At 72.5% G+C, this 23600-nt stretch carries 21 protein-coding genes; 12 read left to right on the top strand and 9 right to left on the bottom strand.

Annotated elements, in window-relative coordinates; genetic code table 11:
• Nucleotides 1–124: integrase core domain-containing protein (locus tag Q7T15_RS03565; RefSeq protein ID WP_304693345.1), on the top strand; the 124-nt coding region annotated here is incomplete at its 5' end.
• Between the two features lie 35 nt (nt 125–159).
• On the opposite strand, the gene Q7T15_RS03560 is transcribed toward Q7T15_RS03565, so the two are convergent.
• From Q7T15_RS03560 to Q7T15_RS03550, 3 genes are read right to left on the bottom strand one after another with little or no spacing between them, the layout of a single operon-like run.
• The gene (locus Q7T15_RS03560; protein WP_304693343.1) at nt 160–846 is read right to left on the bottom strand and encodes a DUF4166 domain-containing protein; all 687 of its coding nucleotides are present in this window, start codon (nt 844–846) and stop codon (nt 160–162) included.
• A 32-nt stretch (nt 847–878) separates the two neighbouring features.
• Nucleotides 879–1484 carry an SRPBCC family protein gene (locus Q7T15_RS03555; RefSeq protein ID WP_304693341.1) on the bottom strand — a complete coding sequence of 202 codons (606 nt, stop codon included), beginning with the start codon at nt 1482–1484 and terminating at the stop codon, nt 879–881.
• Nucleotides 1485–1511: 27 nt separating this feature from the next.
• Nucleotides 1512–2282 carry an IclR family transcriptional regulator gene (locus Q7T15_RS03550; protein ID WP_304693339.1) on the bottom strand — a complete coding sequence of 257 codons (771 nt, stop codon included), beginning with the start codon at nt 2280–2282 and terminating at the stop codon, nt 1512–1514.
• A 193-nt stretch (nt 2283–2475) separates the two neighbouring features.
• Between Q7T15_RS03550 and dhaK the strand changes: the two genes are divergently transcribed.
• The 8 genes from dhaK (at nt 2476) to Q7T15_RS03510 (ending at nt 14184) form a co-directional block, all read left to right on the top strand.
• On the top strand, nt 2476–3474 hold the full coding sequence (dhaK, locus tag Q7T15_RS03545; RefSeq protein WP_304693338.1) for a dihydroxyacetone kinase subunit DhaK: 999 nt from the start codon (nt 2476–2478) through the stop codon (nt 3472–3474).
• Between the two features lie 76 nt (nt 3475–3550).
• Nucleotides 3551–4195 carry a dihydroxyacetone kinase subunit DhaL gene (gene dhaL / locus Q7T15_RS03540; protein ID WP_304693337.1) on the top strand — a complete coding sequence of 215 codons (645 nt, stop codon included), beginning with the start codon at nt 3551–3553 and terminating at the stop codon, nt 4193–4195.
• Nucleotides 4192–6663: a phosphoenolpyruvate--protein phosphotransferase gene (gene ptsP / locus Q7T15_RS03535; RefSeq protein WP_304693335.1), complete on the top strand. Its 2472-nt coding sequence runs from the start codon at nt 4192–4194 to the stop codon at nt 6661–6663. Before dhaL ends, ptsP begins: the two co-directional genes overlap by 4 nt.
• 23 nt (nt 6664–6686) lie before the next feature.
• On the top strand, nt 6687–7925 hold the full coding sequence (locus Q7T15_RS03530) for a DUF6350 family protein (RefSeq protein ID WP_304693333.1): 1239 nt from the start codon (nt 6687–6689) through the stop codon (nt 7923–7925).
• A 9-nt stretch (nt 7926–7934) separates the two neighbouring features.
• Nucleotides 7935–8519, top strand: coding sequence for a phosphoribosylglycinamide formyltransferase (gene purN / locus Q7T15_RS03525; protein ID WP_304693331.1), 585 nt, complete (start codon nt 7935–7937; stop codon nt 8517–8519).
• A gap of 61 nt (nt 8520–8580) precedes the next feature.
• Nucleotides 8581–10242 carry a bifunctional phosphoribosylaminoimidazolecarboxamide formyltransferase/IMP cyclohydrolase gene (gene purH / locus Q7T15_RS03520; RefSeq protein WP_304693329.1) on the top strand — a complete coding sequence of 554 codons (1662 nt, stop codon included), beginning with the start codon at nt 8581–8583 and terminating at the stop codon, nt 10240–10242.
• 214 nt (nt 10243–10456) lie between these two features.
• Nucleotides 10457–12379: an ABC transporter ATP-binding protein gene (locus tag Q7T15_RS03515; protein ID WP_304693327.1), complete on the top strand. Its 1923-nt coding sequence runs from the start codon at nt 10457–10459 to the stop codon at nt 12377–12379.
• Nucleotides 12376–14184: an ABC transporter ATP-binding protein gene (locus tag Q7T15_RS03510; RefSeq protein ID WP_304693325.1), complete on the top strand. Its 1809-nt coding sequence runs from the start codon at nt 12376–12378 to the stop codon at nt 14182–14184. Before Q7T15_RS03515 ends, Q7T15_RS03510 begins: the two co-directional genes overlap by 4 nt.
• A gap of 59 nt (nt 14185–14243) precedes the next feature.
• Here Q7T15_RS03510 and Q7T15_RS03505 read toward each other — a convergent pair whose 3' ends face one another.
• The 3 genes from Q7T15_RS03505 to Q7T15_RS03495 all read right to left on the bottom strand — a co-directional run bounded on the left by Q7T15_RS03505 (nt 14244) and on the right by Q7T15_RS03495 (nt 16592).
• Entirely contained in the window at nt 14244–15704 is a 1461-nt protein-coding gene (locus Q7T15_RS03505) for an alpha-amylase family protein (protein WP_304693322.1), read from the bottom strand.
• A 109-nt stretch (nt 15705–15813) separates the two neighbouring features.
• Nucleotides 15814–16140, bottom strand: a complete 327-nt coding sequence (locus tag Q7T15_RS03500; RefSeq protein ID WP_304693320.1) for an MGMT family protein — start codon at nt 16138–16140, stop codon at nt 15814–15816.
• Nucleotides 16140–16592, bottom strand: a complete 453-nt coding sequence (locus Q7T15_RS03495) for a GNAT family N-acetyltransferase (RefSeq protein WP_304693318.1) — start codon at nt 16590–16592, stop codon at nt 16140–16142. Before Q7T15_RS03495 ends, Q7T15_RS03500 begins: the two co-directional genes overlap by 1 nt.
• Nucleotides 16593–16766: 174 nt before the next feature.
• On the opposite strand from Q7T15_RS03495, the gene Q7T15_RS03490 reads away from it, so the two are divergent.
• The 3 genes from Q7T15_RS03490 (at nt 16767) to Q7T15_RS03480 (ending at nt 20494) form a co-directional block, all read left to right on the top strand.
• Complete coding sequence (locus tag Q7T15_RS03490) at nt 16767–17984, top strand: NADP-dependent isocitrate dehydrogenase (RefSeq protein ID WP_304693316.1); 1218 nt, start codon at nt 16767–16769, stop codon at nt 17982–17984.
• Nucleotides 17985–18265: 281 nt separating this feature from the next.
• The gene (locus Q7T15_RS03485; RefSeq protein WP_304693314.1) at nt 18266–18574 is read left to right on the top strand and encodes a hypothetical protein; all 309 of its coding nucleotides are present in this window, start codon (nt 18266–18268) and stop codon (nt 18572–18574) included.
• A 9-nt stretch (nt 18575–18583) separates the two neighbouring features.
• Nucleotides 18584–20494: a heavy metal translocating P-type ATPase gene (locus Q7T15_RS03480; RefSeq protein ID WP_304693312.1), complete on the top strand. Its 1911-nt coding sequence runs from the start codon at nt 18584–18586 to the stop codon at nt 20492–20494.
• Nucleotides 20495–20533: 39 nt separating this feature from the next.
• On the opposite strand, the gene Q7T15_RS03475 is transcribed toward Q7T15_RS03480, so the two are convergent.
• The 3 genes from Q7T15_RS03475 to Q7T15_RS03465 all read right to left on the bottom strand — a co-directional run bounded on the left by Q7T15_RS03475 (nt 20534) and on the right by Q7T15_RS03465 (nt 23501).
• On the bottom strand, nt 20534–20956 hold the full coding sequence (locus tag Q7T15_RS03475; RefSeq protein WP_304693310.1) for an Hsp20/alpha crystallin family protein: 423 nt from the start codon (nt 20954–20956) through the stop codon (nt 20534–20536).
• 134 nt (nt 20957–21090) lie between these two features.
• On the bottom strand, nt 21091–22563 hold the full coding sequence (locus tag Q7T15_RS03470) for an FAD-dependent oxidoreductase (protein ID WP_304693308.1): 1473 nt from the start codon (nt 22561–22563) through the stop codon (nt 21091–21093).
• Between the two features lie 8 nt (nt 22564–22571).
• A complete protein-coding gene (locus tag Q7T15_RS03465) occupies nt 22572–23501 on the bottom strand; it encodes an FAD:protein FMN transferase (RefSeq protein WP_304693306.1) in 930 nt (309 codons plus the stop codon).
• Between the last annotated feature and the right edge of the window lie 99 nt (nt 23502–23600).

Below are 23600 nucleotides of genomic sequence, written 5' to 3'. Positions count from 1 at the left end.
GGTCTTCACCACCAACGACGACCGGCAGAACGCACTTGCACCCTGGCTGGACTACTACAACAATCGACGACGCCACTCAGCCCTCGACGGGCTCCCACCCATCAGCCGAGTGTCACCAAGGTGACTGCCGAGTACACCTAGTCGTTGCGCGGTTCGGCGCTACTCGCGGCTCTCGTGCTGCACGGGGAGGATGCGGGCGGGCGGGCCGTCGCCCGCGGGTGGGAAATCGCAGCGAAAGCGACCCTCGTAGCCGAAGAGGAATCCGAAGACGCGGTTCCGCACCTCCAGCCGGATGGCGAACTCGTCAGTCGCGTCATCGAACGACTCGTGCAGGCGCGCGCGACCCGAGAGCAGCATCGGGAACTGGAACGAGACGGGCCCGGCGTGGAACCGCTGCGCGTCCGACGTGAGAATCAGGGAGCCGTCGTCGCTCGCGCGGAGGTCGAGATCGACGGCGAGGTGCTGGTGCGTGCCGAGATAGTCCACGATCGTCCCGCCGGCGCCGAGCACCATCGTCGCGTCGAAGCGGCCGGGCCTGCCTCGATCGGGGTAGTGGAAGGTGCGCACGAAGGTCACCGTCTCGCGCCCGAACGGGTCGCGGTAGGCGTGGTTCTCGACCGTGAAGGGCACGTCGCGCCCCGGGAAGGGGGCGAGGATGTTCCGGATCCGACCGATGTGCAGGAAGGGGATCGTCCACCACGGCCCTCGTCGGATGCGCGTCATGACGCCGCGACCCTCGCACGCGTACCCGCCCGCGAGGCTCACCCCGAAGCGGCGCCGCAGCATCGGGTGCAGCCGCTCGAAGTCGTCGCCCATCGCCGCCGCGAACATGCTTCGGGGCGTCACTGAGTCGACACGAGCCGGCAGCGCGGAATCGGTCACGGAGCTCCCAGATGGGCGAGTGCGCGCGGCGCGTCGGACATCGCGCTTGGTCGGCCGACGCTCCGCACGCAGTCGGATGCTCGCGGCCGGTCGCGCCCCGGACCCAGCGCGATCCGCCAGAGCGGCCAGCGCTCGGGCTCCTCTCCCGTCTCGGCCCAGCGCCGCAGCCGGGCGAAGCTCGCGGCCGTCATCCACGCCACGAGCGTCCGGACGACCGCATCGGCCGCGCGCCCCCAGCCCGGTTCGTAGTCGTAGCCGGTGATGAACCGCGTGCCGCCGTCCACCGGCTCGTACCGCCAGTACCCGCGGCCGTCGCGCAAGGGCGACCGGCGATCCCGCGTCGTGAATCGGAGCGCGGACGTGCGGGACCCGTCGGCGCTCGAGCGCGAGCCGCGGCCGATTCCTGTTCCGCGGATCGTGAGACCGAGCATCCGCCGCTCGTATCGGAACCGCCACGCGCCGTCGTCGCCCGCGCTCTCCGGGACGATCCGGCTGAATCGCGCGTCCCACCGCGCGTGGAGATCCGGGTCCTGCGTGAGTCGCCACAGTGCGTCGATGTCAGCGCCGATCGTGACCTCGACGCGGATCGAACGATTCCTCACGGGCTCAGTGTGCCACGCGGCGCGTGCTCAGTCGTCGTCGCGCGGCCGAACCGCCGGCGGCCAGGTCGCGCAGCCGAGCTCGCGCGAGATGTTGCGCGCCGTCTCGCGCAGGTCGTTGAGCACGCCCGCCTCGGGCGGCCATTCGCTCGACGGCATGACGACCGAGACCGCGGCGATGACGGAGCCGCTGCGATCGGCGACGGGGACGGCGACGGAGGACTCGCCGAGCACGGCTTCGTCGACCTCGACGGCGAGGGCCCGCTCGACGACCTGCGCGAGCTGCAGGCGCAGCGCCGCCGGGTCGGTGATGGTGTCGCCCGTGAGGCTGCGGAGCTCTCTCGCGAGCAGCTCGTCGGCGGCGGTCGGGTGGTAGGCGAGCAGAACCTTGCCGAGCGCCGACGCGTGCACGGGGATGGTGATTCCCGTCTCGAGCATCTGCTGGCTGCCGTCGGGCCGACGGTTGTGGTGGATGATGATCACCTCGTCGAACAGTTCGGCGCCGAGCCGTGTCGAGAGGCCGGTGCGGCGGGCGAGCTCGCGCGTCCAGCGCATGGCGCGGGCCCGCACATCGAGCGTGTCGAGGTACACGTTCGACAGCTTGAGCAGGGCGGGACCGAGCATGTAGCGCTGGCCGCCGGGCTCCTTCGCGACGAGGCCGTGCTGCTGCAGCGATTTGACGATGCCGTGAACGGTCGACGGCGGCAGGTCGAGGATTCCGGCGAGCTCGGTGATGCCCAGGTGGCGGGCGCCCTGCAGCGAGGAGAGCACGCGTGCGGCGCGATCGATGGCCTGGATCACGAGCGCCTCCTCTCGTCGTCGAGCGGGTTCTGGGAGTCGTCGACCGAGTCTTGACACCCCCGGTCGATCGGAGCATATTCGACATTATCGAAAACCGTTCCAATTGGATACGGGAATCGTCGACGGTGACTGCGCTCTCTGACGCGGCGATGCGACCACGGAAACCTTGCGAAGAAGGAAGGACCCCGGCCTCATGAAGAAGCTCATCAATGATCCCGATCACGTTCTCGCCGATGCTCTGCGCGGCATCGAGGCGGCGCACGCCGACCTCCGCGTCGACCACGAGAACCGCATCATCTATCGCGCCACCCCGAAGGATCACGGCACCGTCGCCCTCGTGAGCGGCGGCGGGTCGGGTCACGAGCCGCTGCACGGCGGCTTCGTCGGCTTCGGGATGCTCGACGCGGCCTGCGCGGGGGAGGTGTTCACCTCGCCGACGCCCGACCAGATGCAGGAGGCGACGAAGACCGTCGACCGCGGCGCGGGCGTTCTGCACATCGTCAAGAACTACACGGGCGACGTCATGAACTTCGAGATGGCCGCCGAGCTCGCCGCCATGGAGGCGAGCGTCGACGTGCGCACGGTCGTCGTCAACGACGACGTGGCCGTGCAGGACTCGCTGTACACCGCGGGCCGCCGCGGTGTGGGCCTCACGGTGCTGCTGGAGAAGATCGTCGGTGCCGCCGCCGAGCAGGGCCGCGGCCTCGACGACATCGTCGCTCTCGCCGAGAAGGTCAACGGCGACGGCCGCTCGATGGGCATGGCGCTCACGAGCTGCACGGTGCCCGCGGCCGGCAAGCCGACGTTCGACCTGCCCGAGGACCAGATGGAGATCGGCATCGGCATCCACGGCGAGCCCGGTCGGCATCGCGTGCCCATGGGCACCGCGAGCGAGATCGCCCAGCAGCTCGTCGAGCCCATCCTCGGCGACCTCGACTTCGGATCGTCGCCCACGATCGTCATGCTCAACGGCATGGGAGGCACGCCGCTCATCGAGCTGTACCTCATGTACGGCGAGGTCGCGGCGATCCTCGAGAAGCACGGCGTGACGGTCGCCCGCAGCCTCGTGGGCAACTACATCACCTCGCTCGACATGGCGGGCTGCTCGGTCACGGTGCTGCGCGCCGACGACGAGATCGTCTCGCTGTGGGACGCCCCCGTGGAGACGAGCGGCCTCCGCTGGGGTCGCTGACCGAGAGCGCCGCCGCGACCACCCGCATCCCGCACCGCCTGCCACCCCGGCACCGACGCCGAGACCGAGGAGAACCATGAGCACCACCGACACCATCACGATCGAGGGCTTCACCGCCTGGCTCGCCGCCTTCCGCGACCGCGTCACCGAGCAGAGGTCGTACCTGACCGAGCTCGACTCGGCCATCGGCGACGCCGACCACGGGGCCAACATGGCCCGCGGCATGGCCGCCGTGATGGAGAAGGTGGGCGCCTCGCCCGCCACGACCGCCGACGAGCTCTTCAAGACGGTGGGCATGACCCTCGTCACGTCGGTGGGCGGGGCGAGCGGGCCGCTCTACGGCACGTTCTTCCTCCGGCTCGGCATGACGGCCGGAGCGGTCGCGGAGTGCGATGCGGCGGCGCTCTCCTCCGCCCTCCGCGCCGGGCTCGACGGCGTCGTCGCGCGCGGCAAGGCCGAGGCGGGCGACAAGACGATGTTCGACGCGATGGCGCCGGCGCTCGAGGCGATGGATGCGGCGATCACCTCGGGCGCATCCCTCGCCGAGGCGACGGCCGCCGCCCGCGATGCCGCCGCAGCCGGCCGCGACGCGACCGAGACGCTCGTGGCCCGCAAGGGTCGCGCGAGCTATCTCGGCGAGCGCAGCGCCGGCCACCTCGACCCCGGCGCGACCTCGACCGCCCTGCTGTTCGACGCCCTCGCGGAGGTCACGGCGTCGTGAGCGCCGCAGCCCCCCGCGTCGGCATCGTCGCGGTGTCCCACAGCCGTCCCCTCGCCGAGGCGGCCGTCGCCCTCGCGCTCGAGATGGTCGCCGGTGATCCGCCGCCCATCGCGATCGCGGCGGGCACGGCTGACGGCGGCACCGGCACCGATGCCGTGCGCGTCTCGGAGGCGATCGTCGAGGTCGGCTCCGGCGGCGCGGGCGTCGTCGTGCTCATGGATCTCGGATCGGCCGTCATGAGCGCCGAGATGGCGCTCGAGTTCGTCGCCGACCCCGAGCTGCGCGTCCGGCTCGTCTCCGCACCGTTCGTCGAGGGGCTCCTCGCGGCGGTCGTGCGGGCGGCCGGCGGCGCCGACCTCGACGCCGTCGCCGCCGAGGCGCTCGGCGCCCTGCGACCCAAGAGCGAGCAGCTCGGCGACGCGGCCCCCGTCTCCGTCGACCGCGCGGTCGACGATGCGGGCGATCGGGCGGATGCCCCGCCCGCCCCCGCCGGCGACCTCGCCTCGACCGCGCCCCCGCCCGCGATCGCGGAGGCGGTCGTGCGCAACGTGGCAGGCCTGCACGCCCGCCCGGCGGCCGAGATCGCCGGGCTCGTCGCCCAGCGCGGCGTCGCCCTCACCCTCGCGACCGACGCGAAGGGGCCGGTCGACGCGACGAGCCCGATCGGCATCGCGATCCTCGGCGCGGGCCCCGGCACGATCGTCCGCATCGCGGCGAGCGGAGCGGGCGCCGCCGAGGCCGTCGAGGAGGTGCGCGCGCTCATCGAGTCCGGCTTCGGCGAGGAGCTCGCCGAGCTCGACGTCGCCCCCACGGCGCCGGCCGCTCCATCCCACCCGCTCGGCGTCAGCTCGGGCCGCGTCGTGGGCCCCGTCGCCGTCATGGTGCACGCGGCCGACGAGCCCGACCCGGCCGCGCGCATCCCCGCCGATCAGCGCGACGGCGCGGCGGCGCGCCTGCGCGAGGCGATGCTCGCCGTCGCGGGCGAGATGCACGAGACGGCCCAGACGCTCAGCGGCCAGCGCCGCGACGTGCTCGTCGCGACGGCCGCGATCGCCGCCGACCCCGCGCTGCACCGGGAGGCCGAGTCGTTCCTGCGCGACGAGGGCCTGACGCCCGAGCGCGCCGTCTGGGTCGAGCTCGGCCGCACGGCCGTGCAGTACCGCGAGCTCGGCGGTCGCATGGCCGAGCGCGTCACCGACCTCGTCGACGTGCGCGACCGGATCATCGCCCGGCTCACGGGCGTCGAGCGGCCCGGCGTGCCCGAGCGCGACCACCCGTTCATCCTCGTCGCCGACGACCTCGCGCCCGTCGACACTGTGGGCCTCGACCCCGAGCGGTGCCTCGCGATCGTCACCGAGCAGGGCGGGCCCACCTCGCACACGGCGATCCTCGCCCGCGAGCTCGGCCTGCCCGCGATCGTCGGCGCGGCGGGAGCCACGGCGATCGCCGACGGCACCGTCGTCCTCGTCGACGGCGACACGGGCGAGCTCATCGTCCAGCCCGACGAGGGCGCCCGCGCGACGGCCACGGGCGTCATCACCCTGCCGCCCTTCGAGGGCCCGGGCGAGACGGCCGACGGGCACCGCGTCGTGCTCGGCGCGAACGTCGGAGCGCCCCGCGACATCCGCCGCGCCGTCGAGCGCGGAGCCGAGGGCGTCGGCCTCTTCCGCACCGAGTTCTGCTTCCTCGACCGCACGCGCGAGCCGAGCGTCGACGACCAGATCGCCGCGTACCGCGAGGTCTTCGCCGCCTTCCCCGACCGTCGCGTCGTCGTCCGCACGCTCGACGCCGGGAGCGACAAACCTCTGCCGTTCCTCACCTCCGACGACGAGCCGAACCCCGCGCTCGGCGTCCGCGGCTACCGAACCTCCCGACGCGACCCCGAGGTGCTCGACGCGCAGCTGCGCGCGATCGCCCGCGCCGCCGACGCCGAGAGGGCAGATGCCTGGGTCATGGCCCCGATGATCGCGACCGTTGCCGAGGCGACCGAGTTCGCCGCGCGCGCCCGCGCCGCGGGCAACCGCACGGTGGGCGTGATGATCGAGACGCCGGCCGCGGCGCTCGTCGCCGACGAGCTGTGCGCCGCCGTCGATTTCGTGAGCATCGGCACGAACGACCTCTCGCAGTACACGATGGCCGCCGATCGCATGTCGGGCGAGCTCGCCCACCTCGCCGACCCGTGGCAGCCCGCGGTGCTCCGAGCGATCCGCCTCATCGGCGAGTCCGGCGCGCGCACGGGCACGCCCGTCGGGGTGTGCGGAGAGGCCGCGGCCGACCCCGCGCTCGCTCCCGTGCTCGTGGGGCTCGGCGTGACGAGCCTGTCGATGGCGGCGCGCGCGATCACCGCGGTCGGGGCAATCGTGTCCTCCGCGACGCTCGCGCAGTGCCGCGCGGCGGCCGAGGCGGCGTGTGCCGCGACCGATCCGGCGGCCGCGCGCGCGGCGGCGCGGGAGGCCCTGGCGACCTAGGCCCGCCGGTAGGCTCGCCCCCGATGAACCGCCGGTCGACCGTCCTCTTCTCCGCTCTCGAGGCGCTCCTCGTGGTCGGCATCGGCATCGGCATCCCGCTCTCGATCCTCACCGTGATGTGGGCCGTGCAGTTCGGCTTCCAGCTCGACTGGCTGCCGTTCTGGCGCGCCGCGGTCGACATCTGGGCGCTCGGGCACGGCGCCGACGTCACCTTCACGCTCGACCCGGTGACCGCAGCCGCCGTCGGAGCCGAGGCGGCCGCCGAGCCGTTCCTCGTCTCCCTCGCCCTCCTCGGCTTCGCGGCGCTCACGCTGCTCGCGGGGTGGCAGATGGGCCGTCGATCACTCGGCGAGCGGCACCGGGCGCTCGGCGGCGCGGTCGCGATCGCGGGCATCCTCGTCATCGGCGGGCTCGCGGCGCTCAGCGCGACCCACCCCGCGGCCCTCATCGCGCGCGGGCAGACCGCGCTCTTCCCCGCCCTCGTCTTCGCTCTCGGCTTCGGCGTCGCCTCGCTCGACGCGCGCGGCCCGTGGCGCGAGCGGGCGGATGCCCTGCTCGAGCGCCTCCCCGCCCTCGCGCGCGGCATCATCAGCTCGGCGCTGCGCATCGGCACGGGGGCCGTCATCACCGTCGTCGGCGCGGCCGGGGTCGTGACCGCCGCGGCGCTCCTCGTCGGCTACGGCCAGGTCATCGCCCTCTACGAGAGCGTGCAGGCCGACGTGCTCGGCGGCATCGCGCTCACGGTCGGGCAGCTCGCGCTCATCCCGACCGTCGTGCTCTGGTCGGCCTCCTGGCTCATCGGGCCGGGCTTCGCGATCGGCACCGGGTCCGCGATCTCGCCGCTCGGCACCGTCGTCGGGCCGCTCCCGGCCATCCCCCTGCTCGGCGCGCTGCCGGCGAGCGACGCGAGCCCCGGGCTCGTCGTCGTCCTCGTGCCGGTGCTCGCGGCCTTCGTCGCGGGCGTGCTCGTGCGGCCGCGGCTCGTCGCCGCGCTCGACCCCGGTCGGCGCGTGGAGGGCTGGGCGCTCGCGACGGCGGGGGCGGCGGCGCTCGCCGCGGGCATCCTCGCCGCCTTCTCCTCCTGGATCGCGGCGGGCGCCGCGGGGCCCGGTCGCCTCGCGACGATCGGCCCCGACCCGGTCGCCGTCGGGGTCTGGATGCTCGTCGAGACGCTCGTCGGCGCCGCACTCGGCCTGCTCGCCGGGGGAGTCCGCGTGCCGTGGTCCGCGCGGGCGTCCGATGCTCATCCGCGCAGCGAGTAGCCTGGGAGCGTGCTGCGGGTCGTCGTACTGATCTCGGGCGGCGGGTCGAACCTGCGCGCTCTGCTCGAGGCGTCGGCCCACGCGGACTACCCCGCGCACATCGTCGCCGTCGGCGCCGATCGCGAGGCCGACGGGCTCGCGCACGCCGAGGCGTTCGGGATCCCGAGCTTCACGGTGCCGTACTCGTCGTACCCCTCGCGCGAGGCGTGGGGCGAGGAGCTGCTGACGACGATCCGCGAGTGGGAGCCCGACCTCGTCGTGCTGAGCGGGCTCATGCGCCTGCTGCCCGCGACCGTCGTCGACGCGCTCGCGCCCAACGTCATCAACACGCATCCCGCGTACCTCCCCGAGTTCCCCGGCGCCCACGGCGTGCGCGACGCGCTCGCGGCCGGCGTCGAGCAGACCGGCGCGAGCGTCATCGTCGTCGACGCGGGCGTCGACTCGGGGCCGATCCTCGCGCAGGAGCGCATCCCCGTGCTGCCGGGCGACACCGAGCACAGCCTGCACGAGCGCATCAAGCCCGTCGAGCGCCGCCTGCTCATCGACACCGTGCGCGGCATCGCCACGGGCGAGATCGACCTCGCCGCGCTCTAGAACCGCACCTCCACCCCTCCGTACTCCACCCCTCCGTACCCCACACCTCAGGAGCATCCTCATGGCCGGCCCCGCCCACGACCCCGCCTCGTACCGCCACCGCGACGCCGTCCCCGTGCGCCGCGCGCTCGTGAGCGTGAGCGACAAGACCGGGCTGCTCGAGCTCGCGGCGACCCTCGCGGGCGCGGGCGTCGAGATCGTGTCGACGGGCTCGACGGCGTCGACGATCGCGGCGGCCGGGCATCCCGTCACCGAGGTCTCGAGCGTCACGGGCTTTCCCGAGGCGCTCGACGGGCGCGTGAAGACCCTGCACCCGAGCGTGCACGCGGGCGTGCTCGCCGACCTGCGCCTCGAGAGCCACGAGCAGCAGCTCGCCGAGCTCGGAATCGCCGCCTTCGACCTCGTCGTCGTGAACCTCTACCCCTTCGTCGAGACCGTCGCGAGCGGCGCCGAGGGCGATGCGGTCGTCGAGCAGATCGACATCGGCGGCCCCGCGATGGTGCGCGCCGCAGCCAAGAACCACGCCAACGTCGCGATCATCGTCGATCCGGCCGACTACGTCATGATCGGCAAGGCCATCACGCTCGGCGGTACGACCCTCGCCCAGCGTCAGCGCTTCGCCGCGAAGGCCTTCGCGCACACCGCCGCGTACGACACCGCGGTCGCCGGCTGGTTCGCCGACACGCTCGGCGTGCGCGCGCGCGGAGCTGAGGCGAAGCCCATTTCTGGGCTTCGCGCGACGCCAGCGCCCGACGCCGTCTCGGCGTCGGGCCCCGCGCACGACGGCAGCCCCGCGACCGTCGACGTGCACGCGACGCTGCAGCAGGTGCTGCGCTACGGCGAGAACAGCCACCAGGCCGCCGCGCTCTACCGGGTCGACGGCGCGCAGGGCATCGCGCACGCGCGCCAGCTGCACGGCAAGGAGATGTCGTACAACAACTTCGTGGATGCGGACGCCGCCGTGCGCGCCGCGTACGACCACGAGGCTCCCGCCGTCGCGATCATCAAGCACGCGAACCCGTGCGGCATCGCCGTCGGGTCGTCCATCGCCGAGGCCCACGCGGCCGCCCACGCGTGCGACCCCGTGTCGGCCTTCGGCGGGGTCATCGCCGCCAATCGCGTCATCACGGCCGAGGCCGCGGCGTCGATCGCGCCGATCTTCACCGAGGTCGTGGTGGCCCCCGGCTTCGAGCCCGAGGCGCTCGAGATCCTGATGGAGAAGAAGAACATCCGCTTGCTCCAGCTGCCCGCGGGCTTCGCGTTGCCGACCGTCGAGCTGCGCCAGGTCAGCGGCGGGTACCTGCGGCAGGAGGCCGACCACCGCTTCGCGGCGGCGTCCGAGTGGACTCTCGCGAGCGGCGAGCCCGCCGACGAGGCGACCCTCGCCGACCTCGAGTTCGCGTGGCGGGCGTGCCGCGCCGTGAAGTCGAACGCGATCCTGCTCGCCTCGGGCGGGGCATCCGTCGGCGTCGGCATGGGCCAGGTCAACCGCGTCGACTCGTGCCACCTCGCGGTGTCGCGGGCCGGCGACCGGACGCGCGGCTCGGTCGCGGCCTCCGACGCGTTCTTCCCCTTCGCCGACGGCCTGCAGGTGCTCATCGACGCGGGCGTGCGCGCGGTCGTGCAGCCCGGCGGCTCGGTGCGCGACGAGGAGGTCATCGCGGCGGCGCAGGCGGCCGGCGTGACGATGTACCTCACGGGCGAGCGGCACTTCTTCCACTGAGCCCGCTCTCACTGAACCCCCGCCGACCGAACCCGGTGTCGACAATCCCTCCGCTCCGGGTCTAGGCTGAAAGGCTCTGCTACGACGCGCCCGATCGGGCGCGATCGCAGCCAGGCATCGCACCACAGCCACCAGCATCCGCCACCGGAACGCGGCATCCGCCGCTTCGATGCGCGCGCCGACACGATCGGAGCGCGCCGCCTGAGGACCCACCATGTCGACGACGCAGCACGACCGACCCCGCTTGAGCACGGCCAGGGCCATCGCCCGGCTGTACCCGTACGCGAAGCCGGCGATGCCGCGCATCTACCTGGGCATGGTCGCGGCGCTGCTCGCCGGTCTCGTCGCCCTCGGCATTCCTCTCGTGCTGCAGCAGCTCGTCGACGGGCCGCTCTCGAGCGGCTCCTCCGAGGCGATCGTGCCCGCGGTGATCCTGGTGCTCGTGCTCGGCGTGCTCGAGGCCGTCATGATCGCGCTCCGCCGCTGGTTCGTGCTCACGCCCGGCACCCACATCGAGGCGCGCATGCGCAACGGCCTCTACGCGAAGCTGCAGGACCTCCCCGTCGCCTTCCACGACCGGTGGCAGTCGGGCCAGCTTCTCTCGCGCGCAGTGAGCGACCTCAACCTCATCCGCCGCTGGATCTCGTTCGGCCTCGTGCTGCTCGTCGTCAACGTCGTGACGATCCTCATCGGCTTCGCCGTGCTCGTGTACTGGAACCAGTGGCTCGGCCTGCTCTTCCTCGCCTGCTCGGCGCCGCTGTGGGTCTACGGCTTCCTGTTCGAGAAGAAGTACTCGGTCGTCGCGCGCCGCGCGCAGGACCAGCAGGGCGACCTCGCGACCGCGGTCGAGGAGAGCGTGCACGGCATCCGCGTTCTCAAGGCGTTCGGCCGCGGCAAGCACTCGCTGCTGCGGTTCGCCGACCAGGCCGAGCTGCTGCGCTCGACCGAGATCGAGAAGGCCCGCGCGATCGCGGGCATCTGGTTCTGGCTCATCCTCATCCCCGACGTCGCCTTCGCGCTGTGCCTGCTCGGCGGCGTCGGCCTCGCGGCGGCGGGCGAGATCAGCGTCGGCGAGCTGCTGGCATTCTTCGCCACGGCGACCGTGCTGCGGTTCCCCGTCGAGTCGATCGGCTTCCTGCTCGCCATGACGTACGACACGCGCTCGGCGACCGACCGCTTCTTCGAGGTCATGGACGAGGTCAACGCGATCGTCGACCCCGCGCATCCGGTCACGATCGCGGCGCCCGAGGGGCGGCTGACGTTCGAGAACGTGGTGTTCCGGTACCAGGATGCTCCCGCCGACCGCCCCGGGACCCTCGACGGCATCGACCTCACCCTCGAGCCCGGCGAGACCATGGCGCTCGTCGGCATCACGGGCAGCGGCAAGACGACGCTCACCGCCCTCGCGACGCGCCTGTACGACGTCACGAGCGGGCGCGTGCTGCTCGACGGCGTCGACATCCGCGACCTGTCGCGCGAGGAGCTGCGCCGCCACATCGCGATGGCCTTCGAGGACGCGACGCTGTTCTCGGCGAGCGTGCGCGACAACGTGCTGCTCGGTCGCCCCGACCTCACGGAGGGCGACAACCCGACCGTGCGCGCCGAGGCCGACCGCGTGCTCGCCGAGGCGCTCGACATCGCGCAGGCCGACTTCGTGCACCGCCTGCCCGACGGCGTCGACACGACCGTGGGGGAGGAGGGGCTGAGCCTCTCCGGCGGCCAGCGGCAGCGCCTCGCGCTCGCGCGCGCCGTCGCGGCCCGGCCGGCCGTGCTCGTGCTCGACGACCCGCTCTCGGCGCTCGACGTCGACACCGAGGCGCTCGTCGAGGCGGCGCTGCGCCGCGTGCTCGCGACGACGACGGGGCTCATCGTCGCGCACCGCCCGTCGACCGTGCAGATGGCCGACCGCGTCGCGCTCCTGCAGGAGGGGCGCATCACCGACGTCGGCACCCACAGCGAGCTGCTCAAGCGCAACGAGCACTACCGCTACGTCATCTCGTCGCTCGAGGACGAGGAGCTCGCCCAGATCGAGCGCGAGGATCGCGAGCTCAAGCTCGCCGAGGAGGAGGGTCGGCGCCGCGAGGCCGTCGACCGCGAGTCGCGCGTCATCGAGCGCGACGGAGAGGTCAAGCGATGAGCGTCACCGGCGTCGAGGGCGAGGAGAGAGACGACTTCACGCGCGTCGAGTCGAAGCAGATGCGGCGACGCTCGCTGCACCTGCTCGGCTCGCTCGTGCGCCCCGTGCGCGGCCGGGTCTTCGCGACGATGGGCGTCATCGTGCTGTCGACCGCGCTGCAGGTCGCCGGGCCCGCGCTCATCGCGCTCGGAATCAACCGGGGCCTCCCTGCCCTCCGCGACGAGGGCGACTGGATGCCCGTGGCACTGACCGTCGGCGCGTACCTGCTGACGGGCGTGGCCGGGGCGAGCTTCATCGCCCTGTTCCAGGTGATGTCGGCCCGCTTGAGCCAGGCGATCCTCATCGATCTGCGGAAGCGCGTGTTCCTCCACACGCAGCGACTGTCGCTCGAGTTCCACGAGTCGTACACCTCGGGTCGCATCATCGCGCGGCAGACGAGCGACCTCGACTCGATCCGCGAGCTGCTCGACTCGGGCCTCACGCAGCTCGTCTCGGGCGCGCTCTACATGGGCTTCACGGCGGCCGCGCTCGTGCTGCTCGACCCCACCTCGGGACTCGTGCTCGCGGTCGCGCTCATCCCGCTCATCGCGCTCACGCGGTGGTTCCAGGTGCGATCGCAGAAGCTCTTCCGGCAGACGCGCGTGGCCTCCGCGCGCCTCATCGTCCAGTTCGTGGAGACGATGACGGGCATCCGCGCCGTCAAGGCGTTCAGGAAGGAGAGTCTCAACGAGAAGCACTTCGGAGGGCTCGTCGAGGACTACCGGCACGCCAACGCGCGCGTGATCCAGGTCTTCGGCATCTTCGACCCCGGGCTCGTGCTCATCGGCAACATCACGGTCGCCGCGGTGCTGCTCGTCGGGGCCTTCCGGATCATCGAGGGCGACCTGCTCATCGGCTCGCTGCTCGGCATCGTGCTCTACACCCGTCGGTTCTTCGACCCGGCGGAGGAGATGGCGATGTTCTACAACTCGTACCAGTCGGCCGCCGCCGCGCTCGAGAAGATCTCGGGCGTGCTCGAGGAGAAGCCGTCCGTGCCCGACCCCACGACGCCGATCGACCTGTGGAAGGCGCGCGGAGCCGTGCACTTCGACCAGGTGCGCTTCTCGTACAACGACGACTCGGTCGTGCTGCCGCGCCTCGAGCTCACCATCCCGGCCGGGCAGACGATCGCGCTCGTCGGCACGACGGGAGCCGGCAAGTCGACGCTCGCGAAGCTCATCGCGCGCTTCTACGACCCCACCGAGGGTGCTGTGACCCTCGATGGCGTCGACCTCCGCAAGCTCCACCCGAAGGATCTGCGGCGCGCGATCGTCATGGTCACGCAGGAGGCGTACCTCTTCTCGGGCACGGTCGCCGACAACATCGCGCTCGGCAAGCCCGAGGCGACGCGCGACGAGATCATCGCGGCGGCGCGCGCGGTGGGGGCGCACGAGTTCATCGAGTCGCTCCCCGACGGATACGACACCGACGTCAACAAGCGCGGCGGCCGCGTCTCGGCGGGGCAGCGGCAGCTGATCTCGTTCGCGCGGGCGTTCCTGGCCGACCCGGTCGTGCTCATCCTCGACGAGGCGACCGCGTCGCTCGACATCCCGAGCGAGCGGCTCGTGCAGGTCGGCCTGCAGACGCTGCTCGCCGACCGCACCGCCGTGATCATCGCCCACCGGCTCTCGACCGTCGCGATCGCCGATCGCGTGCTCGTCATGGAGCACGGCGAGGTCATCGAGGACGGCACGCCGGCCGAGCTCATCGCCGGGTCGGGGAAGTTCGCGCAGCTGCACGCCGCCTGGCGCGAGTCGCTCGTCTAGGGGCTCTGCGGAAGGCGAGTCGCGCGGCGCGCTCGGGGCGCTCCGTCGGCGAGGTGGCGCTAGCGCTCGACCGCGCCGACGTGCAGCGCGATCACGCCGAGCCCCGGCACCTCGGCCGTGAAGCGGCCCTCGCCGTCGACCTCGATCACCTCGCCCGACACCGCGTCGGTGTACCGGCCGGCGACGAGCGACGTGTCGAAGCTCGCCGTCGCGCCGGTGCTGCCGGCGTTGAAGGCGACGAAGCCGTAGGCGCCGCGGCCGAAGCCCGAGACGCTCCGCAGCTCGCGCGCCTCGAACTCGGTCGCGTCGGTGAGCGGAGCGTCTCCGACCGCCGCGCGGAAGGCGAGCATGCCGCGCACGAGATCCCAGCTCTGCGGGCACACCCAGTTGCCGGGCTCGTAGCGCGGACTCGGCTCGGCGGGAGCATCCGCGCACGAGGCGTCGATGACGCGACCGTCGTCGTCGGCCGGCGCCCCGGCATCCCGCCCCTCGAAGGCGTAGCCCGAGGTGAGCTGCGGGGTGCCGTACGGGTGGGCGAGCAGGAAGGCGGTCGCGAGCGCGTAGGCGTCGCCGTCCTTGTACGAGAGCGTCTCACCGTTGCGCTCGGTGTCGTGGTTGTCGACGAAGCTGATCGCCTGCTCGCTCGGCAGCGTGCGGCCCTCGGGGCCGAAGCGCACGTCGGGGTTGAGCGCGCCGCTCTCGACCATGCTCGTGAGCGTGCGGGCGTACGAGAACTCCCAGACGGGGCCGGTCGCGGCGTAGTCCTCGGGCTGGATCGGCTCGCCCTGGCCGCGGATGACCTCCTGGTAGACGCGCGTGCCCTCGGGCAGTCCCTCGACGATCGCGGCGATGTCCTCCGGCGGCATGTGCTTCGCGGCGTCGATGCGGAAGCCCGCGACGCCGAGCGAGAGCAGGTCGTCGAGGTAGGCGCGCAGCCGCTCGCGCACCCCGTCGGCCTCGGTCGCGAGGTCGGCGAGGTTGACGAGCTCGCAGCGCTGCACCTCGTCGCGGTCGCGGTAGTCGATGATGTCGCCCGTCGGCGACTCGGTGCACGCATGGAAGTCCTCCGGCTCGAACAGCCCCGGGTATCGGTAGTGCTCGTACGCACTGCCCGCCCAGCCGACGCCCGGGCTGTCCTGCCCCGACATGTGGTTGATGACGGCGTCGGCGACGATGTCGACCCCGGCCTCGCCGCACGCCTCGACCATTGCGGCGACCTGCTCGCGCGAGCCGAGCCGCGACTCGATGCGGTGCGACACCGGCTGGTAGGCGACCCACCACTGCGGGCCGACGACGTGCTCCTGCGGCGGGCTCGTGAGCACCCAGTCGATGCCGATCTCGCCCAGGGTCGGGCATTCGGCGGCGATGGCTTCCCACGTCCACTGAAATAAGAGGATGCCCGCATCGCGCCGGTCCTGGGGCTCGGGCGGCTGCGGGGCGGGCGTGCACCCCGCGAGCACGAGCGCCACGGAGGCGACGAGCCCGGCGAGAACGGCGCGGTGGGTTCGGGTGCGGCGCATCGGGACACTCCTTCGTGCGGTCTGCAAGCGCTTGCACGAAGTGTAGCGGGGAGCCGACCATCCGCCCGGATCGCAGGGAGCAGCTGGCGGAGCGGTCAGCGCGCCGCCCTCAGCTGAAGCGGTGCCGCGCCTGCGCGAGGTCGATGCGGTAGGCGTCGGGCTCGCCGCGCTTGCCGATCCAGCGCAGGGGAGTGCCCTCGGCCTCGTAGTGCTCGAGCGCGTCGGCCTCGTGCCCCGCGGGCGGGCGGCCGTCGGCGCCGATGACGCGCCACCACGGGCCGGTGCCGTCGGAGGTCGCGAGGATGCGGCCGACCGCGCGGGCGCCGAGCGAGCCGAGCTCGGAGGCGACGTCGCCGTACGTCATGACGCGCCCGGCGGGGATGTCGTCGACGATGACGTGCACGAAGGCGGCGAAGTCGAGAGGCGACTCGCTCATCAGACGGGCAGCGAGCCGATCTTCTCGCCGTACTCGGTCTCGCCGACCTCCTCGAAGCCGAGCCGGCGGAAGAACTCGCCCGGCCCTTCCTCGCCCGTCTCCCAGATGACGCTCACGGTCTCGAAGCCGCGCGAGCGCGCCTCCTGCGCGAGCTCGCGCACCGCGAAGCGACCGACGCCGCGGCCCTGCTTGGTCGCGTCGACGTTGATGCGCCAGATGCAGCTGCGGAACTCGGGGCGCTCGTGGTCGGGGTCGAAGTTCCCCCGGATGAAGCCGACGACCTCATCGCCATCGAGCACGACGCGCGCCCACGTCGTGGTCGGGTTGAGGTACGCGTCAGCGGCCGAGTACGAGACGGGGGTGACGAACTGCTCCTGCCCGGGCCGCAGGGTGAGGCCGTTCGCGGCCACGATGGTCTTCGCCGACAGTTCTTCCAGTCTCAGATCGCCCATGACCCCAGGGTAGTCAGATCGCGCGCCGAGCATCCGACCGATTTATCTCGACGTCGAGAGAGATGACCCGACGCGATAGGATCGACCCGGGCCTCACCGTGCCCCCGAACGGCCGCCATCGCGGCCCCGGGCCGTCGACCACCTCGACGCCCGCGAACGTGCGAAAGGATCCCTGTGCAGAAGATCAAGGTCGAAGGCACCGTCGTCGAGCTCGACGGCGACGAGATGACCCGCATCATCTGGCAGTTCATCAAGGACCGCCTCATCCACCCCTACCTCGACGTGACGCTCGAGTACTACGACCTCGGCATCCAGCACCGCGACGAGACCGACGACCAGGTCACGATCGACGCGGCCCACGCCATCCAGAAGCACGGCGTCGGCGTCAAGTGCGCGACGATCACGCCCGACGAGGCGCGCGTTGAGGAGTTCGGCCTCAAGAAGATGTGGAAGAGCCCGAACGGCACGATCCGCAACATCCTCGGCGGCGTCATCTTCCGCGAGCCGATCATCATCTCGAACATCCCGCGCCTCGTGCCCGGCTGGAACAAGCCGATCATCATCGGCCGTCACGCGTTCGGCGACCAGTACCGCGCGACCGACTTCCTGTTCAAGGGCGAGGGCACGCTGACCGTCGAGTTCACCCCGAAGGACGGCGGCGAGCCGCAGAAGTTCGAGGTCTACCAGTCGCCCGGCGACGGCATCGCGCAGGTGCAGTACAACCTCGACTCGTCGATCCGCGACTTCGCGCGCGCCTCGCTCAACTACGGCCTGGCCCGCACCTACCCCGTGTACCTCTCGACGAAGAACACGATCCTGAAGGCCTACGACGGCCGCTTCAAGGACATCTTCCAGGAGATCTACGACGCCGAGTTCAAGGACCAGTTCGAGGCCGCCGGCATCACCTACGAGCACCGACTCATCGACGACATGGTCGCCTCGGCGATGAAGTGGGAGGGCGGCTACGTCTGGGCCTGCAAGAACTACGACGGCGACGTGCAGTCCGACACCGTCGCGCAGGGCTTCGGCTCGCTCGGCCTCATGACCTCGGTGCTGACCACGCCCGACGGCAGGATCGTCGAGGCCGAGGCGGCGCACGGCACGGTCACGCGCCACTACCGCCAGCACCAGCAGGGCAAGCCGACGTCGACGAACCCGATCGCGTCGATCTTCGCGTGGACGCGCGGCCTCATGCACCGCGGCAAGCTCGACGGCAACGCCGAGCTCATCACCTTCGCCGAGACCCTCGAGGACGTCGTGATCACGACCGTCGAGAGCGGCAAGATGACGAAGGACCTCGCGCTGCTCGTGAGCCCCGACCAGGCGTGGATGACCACGGAGGACTTCCTCGAGGCCCTCGACGAGAACCTGAAGCAGCGTCTGGGCGCCTAGCCGACCGCAGAACCGACCGGATGCCCGTGGCCCGCGCCACGGGCATCCGTCGTCTGCGGCGACTTGCGCTCATATACCCCCGGGGGTATTCTGAGGGCATGCGCCGGAACCGGCGCTCCCACTATCGGAAGGATTCCCCATGTGCTCTCCCGCCCGCTGCGACCGTTGCGGCAAGACCACCTGGGCAGGCTGCGGCCAGCACATCGAGCAGGCGCTCGAGGGCGTGCCCGCCGCGCAGCGCTGCACCTGCGACTAGACCCGCGACCGCGACGGCGACCGCGATGACCGCGATCGAGCGCATCGCCGAGGCTCGCGCCGCGGCCCTCGGCTCGCTCAGCCGAGCGGCCGCGGGCGACTCCCTCTGCACCCTCGACCGCGAGCGGATGCCCGCCGCCAAGTACCACGAGGGCGCCGTCGCCGCGCTCGGCGACGCCCTGCGCGCCGCGCGCCGCGACCAGCCCGCGCCGAGCGCCGACGGCTGGGGCGAGGAGTGGTCGGCCCGAGCCGAGCGCGACGTCTCGTGGCGCGCCTACCTCGCAGGCGGCCGTGACGCGCTCCGGGCGTTGGCGCCCGCCTTCGCGGCACGGTAGACCTGGGGCATGCCCCGACTGATCGCCCTCGCGCGCCGCATGCCGCTCGTCGCGCTCGCGCTCGTGATCGGCGCGATCGGCCTCGGCCTGCTCGCGGCGGGCGCGGAGCCCGCGGCGCGGTGGGGCATCTCGATCTTCGCGCTGACCGTCGCCGCGATCGAGGCGGTCCGCATGATCAGGGGGCTGCTCTCCGGGCAGTTCGGCCTCGACATCCTCGCCGTCACCGCGATCGTCAGCACGGTCGTCGTCGGCGAGTACTGGGCGAGCCTCGTCATCGTGCTCATGCTCGCAGGCGGCGCGGCGCTCGAGCTCGCCGCGGCCGGCCGCGCCCAGCGCGAGCTGCGCGCCCTGCTCGATCGCGTTCCGCAGCTCGCGCACCGCATCGACTCGACGGGGGCGATCACCGACGTGCCGGCGGGGGATGTCCGCATTGGCGACCGCCTGCTGGTGCGGCCCGCCGAGATCGTGCCCGTCGACGCCGAGCTCACGAGCGGCCATGGCGGGTTCGACGAGTCGTCGCTCACGGGCGAGAGCCTGCCCGTGGAGAAGGCGGCGGGCGATCTCGTCCTGAGCGGCTCGGTCAACGGCTCGGCGGCGGTCGAGGTCGTCGCGACGGCCGCAGCGGCCGACAGCCAGTACCAGCGCATCGTCGAGCTCGTGCGCGAGGCCTCGAGCAGCAAGGCGCCGCTCGTCCGGCTCGCCGACCGGTACGCCCTGCCGTTCACCGCGGTGTCGCTGGGCATCGCGGGCGTCGCGTGGGCGCTGAGCGGCGACCCCGTGCGCTTCGCCGAGGTGCTCGTCGTCGCGACGCCATGCCCCCTGCTCATCGCGGCGCCGGTCGCGTTCATAGGCGGCATGAGCAGCGCCGCGAAGCGCGGCATCGTCATGAAGAGCGCTGCCTCGCTCGAGAAGCTCGCGCGCGCCCGCACGGTCGCCTTCGACAAGACGGGCACGCTGACCGCGGGCCGCCCCGAGGTCGTCGGCGTGCACCCCCGTGACGGGTTCGCCGCGGACGAGCTCATGCGGCTCGTGGGCTCGGCCGAGCAGTACTCGTCGCACGTGCTCGCGGCCTCGCTGCAGCAGGCCGCGATCGACCGCGGGCTCGCCCTCGCCGAGTCGGACGACGCGCGCGAGGTCGCGACATTCGGCGTGACCGCCACGGTCGACGGGCGGCGCGTCGTGGTCGGCAAGCCCGCCTTCGTCGCCGAGCACGCGCCCGACCTCGAGCGCGCGGAGACGGCGAGCGGCGAGGCCGTCGTCTACGTCGCTGTCAACGGACGCTTCGCGGGCACGGTCGTCCTCCGCGATGCCGTACGCGCCGACGCGGCGGCGACGCTCGACGCGCTCGCCCGGCTCGGCGTGACGCGCACGCTCATGGTGACGGGCGACGTCGAGGCGACCGCGCGGCCCATCGCCGACGCGCTCGGCATCGATGATCTGCACGCCGAGTGCCTGCCGGAGGACAAGGTCCGCCTCATCCGCGAGGCCCGACCGCGCCCCGTGATCATGGTCGGCGACGGCGTCAACGATGCGCCCGTCCTCGCGGTCTCCGACGTGGGCATCGCGATGGGGGCGAAGGGCTCGACCGCGGCGAGCGAGTCGGCGGATGTCGTGATCCTCCTCGACGACGTCTCGCGCGTCGCGCGAGCGGTCGCCATCGGGCACCGCACGGTGCGCATCGCGCTGCAGAGCATCTGGCTCGGCATCGCGATCTCGATCGGGCTCATGATCGTGGCCTCGGTCGGGCTCCTGCCCGCGATCGCAGGAGCCGCGCTGCAGGAGGTCGTAGACCTCGTCGCCATCCTCGGCGCGCTGCGCGCCGTGCGCGCCGGAGCGGCGCCCGTGCCCGGTCTCGAGGGTGCGGCCCCTCGTGCGACGACGGGCTCCGAGCCGGTCGACTCGGAGCCCGTCGTGCGCTGATCGCGGCGACCGCGAGGTCGCCGCTTTCGCTCGTGCCGGCTAGGCCGTGACCTCGGCGCGGTCGTTCGCCGTCGCGACGCTGATCTTGCGCGGCTTCGCCTTCTCGAGCACGGGGAGCATGATGCTCAGCACGCCGTTCTCGTAGTGGGCGGAGATCGCCTCGGTGTCGATGTCCTTCCCGAGAGTGATCTGACGCAGGTAGGCGCCGGAGGGCCGCTCGCGCGTGAGCCACTGCACGCCCTCGGTCGAGCGCGGGGTGCGCTCGGCGCGGATCGTCAGCAGCTGGCCGTCGACATCCACGTCGACGCTGCCCGGGTCGACGCCCGGCAGGTCGGCGCTGAGCACGAAGTGCTCGCCGTCGCGGTAGACGTCCATCGGCATGAGCCGCGGGCTCTCGCGGCGGTCGAGCAGAGTGCCGGCCACGCGGTCGAGCTCGCGGAACGGGTCGAAGAACATGGTCATTCTCGTCTCCTTGTTCGCGACTCCCGGGGGTTCCGGGAGAGTGTCGAGTGGGTTGAGTCGGGGCGACTCAACTATCGATAATCTAGCACTCTCGATAGTCGACTGCCAGAGGTTCGCCGACGGCGAAGGGGCCGCTAGTACCCCGCGAAGTAATCGGTGCGCACGCGGTTCGCGCCGGCCGCGCGCAGCGCCGTCCGCCCCGCCGCCACGAGCGCCGGAGCGCCCGAGACGTAGCCGCGCCGCCCCGCGATGTCGGGCACGGCCTCGCGCAGCCCCTCCGCGGTGAGCGCACCGCGTGCGAGCGTCACGACGCGCGCGCCCGAGGCCTCGAGCACGTCCGCGTAGAGCGACTCGTCCTCGCCCGATGGGATCACGACGATCACGACGTCGCGCTGCTCGCCGCGGCGGCGCAGCTCGTCGAGCTGGCTCGCGAACGGGGTGACGCCGATGCCGCCGGCGACGAGCACGACGGGCTCCGCCGGGTCGCGGGGGAGGAGGAAGTCGCCGCTCACCTGCGTCGCGCGCACGAGCGACCCCGGCTCGAGGGCGGCGAGCGCGCGCTTGAACGAGGAGCCCTGCTCGGGCATCCGCAGACCGATCGCGATCTCGGGGGCGTCGCCCGCGGCCGCCGACGGCGCCGACGCGATCGAGAAGACGCGGCGGGTGCCGCGGATGTCGGCGGAGTGCGGCAGATGCAGCTCGAGCCACTGGCCGGCCTCGAACCGCACGGGCCGCGTGGGCGCGAAGCGGAACTCGGTCGCGGTCGGCGAGAGCGCCCGCGTGCCCGTCAGGCGGAGTGCGAAGCCGGGCCGTCGGGAGACCGCGAACGCGACGACGTTGCCGAGCAGGAGCGCGAGCTCGGGCGAGGTGTAGATGAGCACGGGGCCGAGGTCGAACGAGAACGGGATCGAGAACGCGACTGCGACGACCGCCGCCATGAGCCACTGCTGCCAGCGCCGAGGCGGCAGGGTGATGGGCTCGGAGAGCATGTACCCCGCGAGGAATATGACGGGGTAGACGACGAGGACGGAGAGGTAGGCGTCGAGCGGCGTGGCACCCGTGAGCACGAGCCTCGTGCCGATGATCGCGACCGTCAGCGCCACGAGCACGACGCCGACGTCGAGCCGTCGCGTGCGGTCGAGCAGCAGCAGCGCGCCGAGCGCCACGATCGGCAGCATCTCGGGCGTCGCGATCCACCAGATGCCGACCGTGAGGCCGAACAGGCCCGCGACCCAGACGCCCGTCGCCGCCGGGTTGAGGATGTGCCGACCGCGCCAGATGAGCAGGTACTTCGACAGGGCGGCGATGACGCCCGCGGCGGCGGCGCCGACGAGGTCCATCGTCGCGACCGAGGGCGGCACGAGGCACACGATGATGAGCGCCGTGATGACGCTCGACTCGCGGTGCGGCACGACGCGTGCCGCCCGCGCGGCGATCTCGTTCGCGCCGAGAGTGGCGACGCCGACGACGCCGAGCGTGCCCAGCAGTCCGATCGGGTCGGCGCCGATGATGTCGAGGGCGCCCAGCAGGAGGCCCATCGCGAGCACGGCGGCGAGGGCGATCGTCGCCAGTCGGTACATGCTCACGCGGCCGGTCACGGCATCCACGGTCGCTCTCATCGGAACAGCTCGCCCTCCCAGTTCGCGCTCGCCTCGAGGCGGCCGTCGCTGAACATCCTGGCCCACGAGAACGCGAACTCCGCCTCGAGCTCGCGCGGCTCGGCGAGGAAGAGCGCCGTCGCGAGCCCGTCCGCCTCGAGCGCGGTCGGCGCGACCGCCCACGTGCCGATGACGCCGTCGACCGGTCGGCCCGTGACGGCGTCGATGATGTGGTGCAGCCCCTCGCCCCACGCGCGCCGCGACGGCGACGACGCGCACAGCGCCGCATCGCGCAGCTCGACGACGCCGATCGCCTTCGTCGGGTTGGCGGGGTTCTCGAGAGCGATGCGGATGCCCGCCCCGCCCCGATGACGGATGTCGCCGCTGCCGTCGACGACCGTCTCCGTCGCGCCGCGGGCCGCGAGCAGGTCGCCGACGATGTCGACGAGGTGCCCCTTCCCGGCCGCGCCGACGTCGAGCAGCACGGGCCTCCGGGTCGTGAGCCGCACGGCGCCCGCGTGATCCGTCGTCAGGTCGAGGAGCTCCTCCCACTCGGGCGCCGGCAGGGGCTCGCCCGCGGGCCGCAGCCGGTAGGCCGCGTCATAGCCGAGCCGCTCGAGGGAGGCGCCGACGAGCGGGCTCACCCGCCCGCGGCTGAGCGCGTGCAGCCGCGCGAACAGCGCGAGCAGCGGCGCAGCGTCGTCGGGGAGAGCCCACGTGCCGCCGTCGGTCGCGGCGGCGATGGTCGACACGAGGGAGTCCGCGCGGAAGCGCGACCAATCGCGGTCGAATCGCTCGACGCGCTCGGCGACGGCGGCGCGGTCGTGCTCGTCGAGCGCTCGATCGGCGTCGATGCGCCAGGCGGTGCCGATCGCCTCGAAGAGCCAGGCGTCGCCAGCGCTAGCTGTAGTGCCCAGGCACGTTGTTTGATCTGGCACCCGTGACATAGCGAGAACCTCCGGACCAGAGTGGAGCTGTCTAGTTCACCGCTCTGAGTCCAGGAGGTTCTCGTGTCTCACGGTAATGCGGCCCTGACGCCGCGCCAA

The organism is Microcella sp., assembly GCF_030645145.1.
GTDB lineage: Bacteria > Actinomycetota > Actinomycetes > Actinomycetales > Microbacteriaceae > Microcella.
Note: the sequence above shows the minus strand (reverse complement) of the source record. Positions and strands in the feature narration are given on the sequence as shown.

Excerpts from the sequence above, each read along its gene's own strand:
- dhaK (WP_304693338.1), top strand. The coding sequence starts at position 2,476 with ATGAAGAAGCTCATCAATGATCCCGATCACGTTCTCGCCGATGCTCTG.
- dhaL (WP_304693337.1), top strand. The coding sequence starts at position 3,551 with ATGAGCACCACCGACACCATCACGATCGAGGGCTTCACCGCCTGGCTC.
- Q7T15_RS03530 (WP_304693333.1), top strand. The coding sequence starts at position 6,687 with ATGAACCGCCGGTCGACCGTCCTCTTCTCCGCTCTCGAGGCGCTCCTC.
- purH (WP_304693329.1), top strand. The coding sequence starts at position 8,581 with ATGGCCGGCCCCGCCCACGACCCCGCCTCGTACCGCCACCGCGACGCC.
- Q7T15_RS03515 (WP_304693327.1), top strand. The coding sequence starts at position 10,457 with ATGTCGACGACGCAGCACGACCGACCCCGCTTGAGCACGGCCAGGGCC.
- Q7T15_RS03510 (WP_304693325.1), top strand. The coding sequence starts at position 12,376 with ATGAGCGTCACCGGCGTCGAGGGCGAGGAGAGAGACGACTTCACGCGC.
- Q7T15_RS03505 (WP_304693322.1), bottom strand. The coding sequence starts at position 15,704 with ATGCGCCGCACCCGAACCCACCGCGCCGTTCTCGCCGGGCTCGTCGCC.
- Q7T15_RS03500 (WP_304693320.1), bottom strand. The coding sequence starts at position 16,140 with ATGAGCGAGTCGCCTCTCGACTTCGCCGCCTTCGTGCACGTCATCGTC.
- Q7T15_RS03495 (WP_304693318.1), bottom strand. The coding sequence starts at position 16,592 with ATGGGCGATCTGAGACTGGAAGAACTGTCGGCGAAGACCATCGTGGCC.
- Q7T15_RS03485 (WP_304693314.1), top strand. The coding sequence starts at position 18,266 with ATGACCGCGATCGAGCGCATCGCCGAGGCTCGCGCCGCGGCCCTCGGC.
- Q7T15_RS03480 (WP_304693312.1), top strand. The coding sequence starts at position 18,584 with ATGCCCCGACTGATCGCCCTCGCGCGCCGCATGCCGCTCGTCGCGCTC.
- Q7T15_RS03475 (WP_304693310.1), bottom strand. The coding sequence starts at position 20,956 with ATGACCATGTTCTTCGACCCGTTCCGCGAGCTCGACCGCGTGGCCGGC.
- Q7T15_RS03465 (WP_304693306.1), bottom strand. The coding sequence starts at position 23,501 with ATGTCACGGGTGCCAGATCAAACAACGTGCCTGGGCACTACAGCTAGC.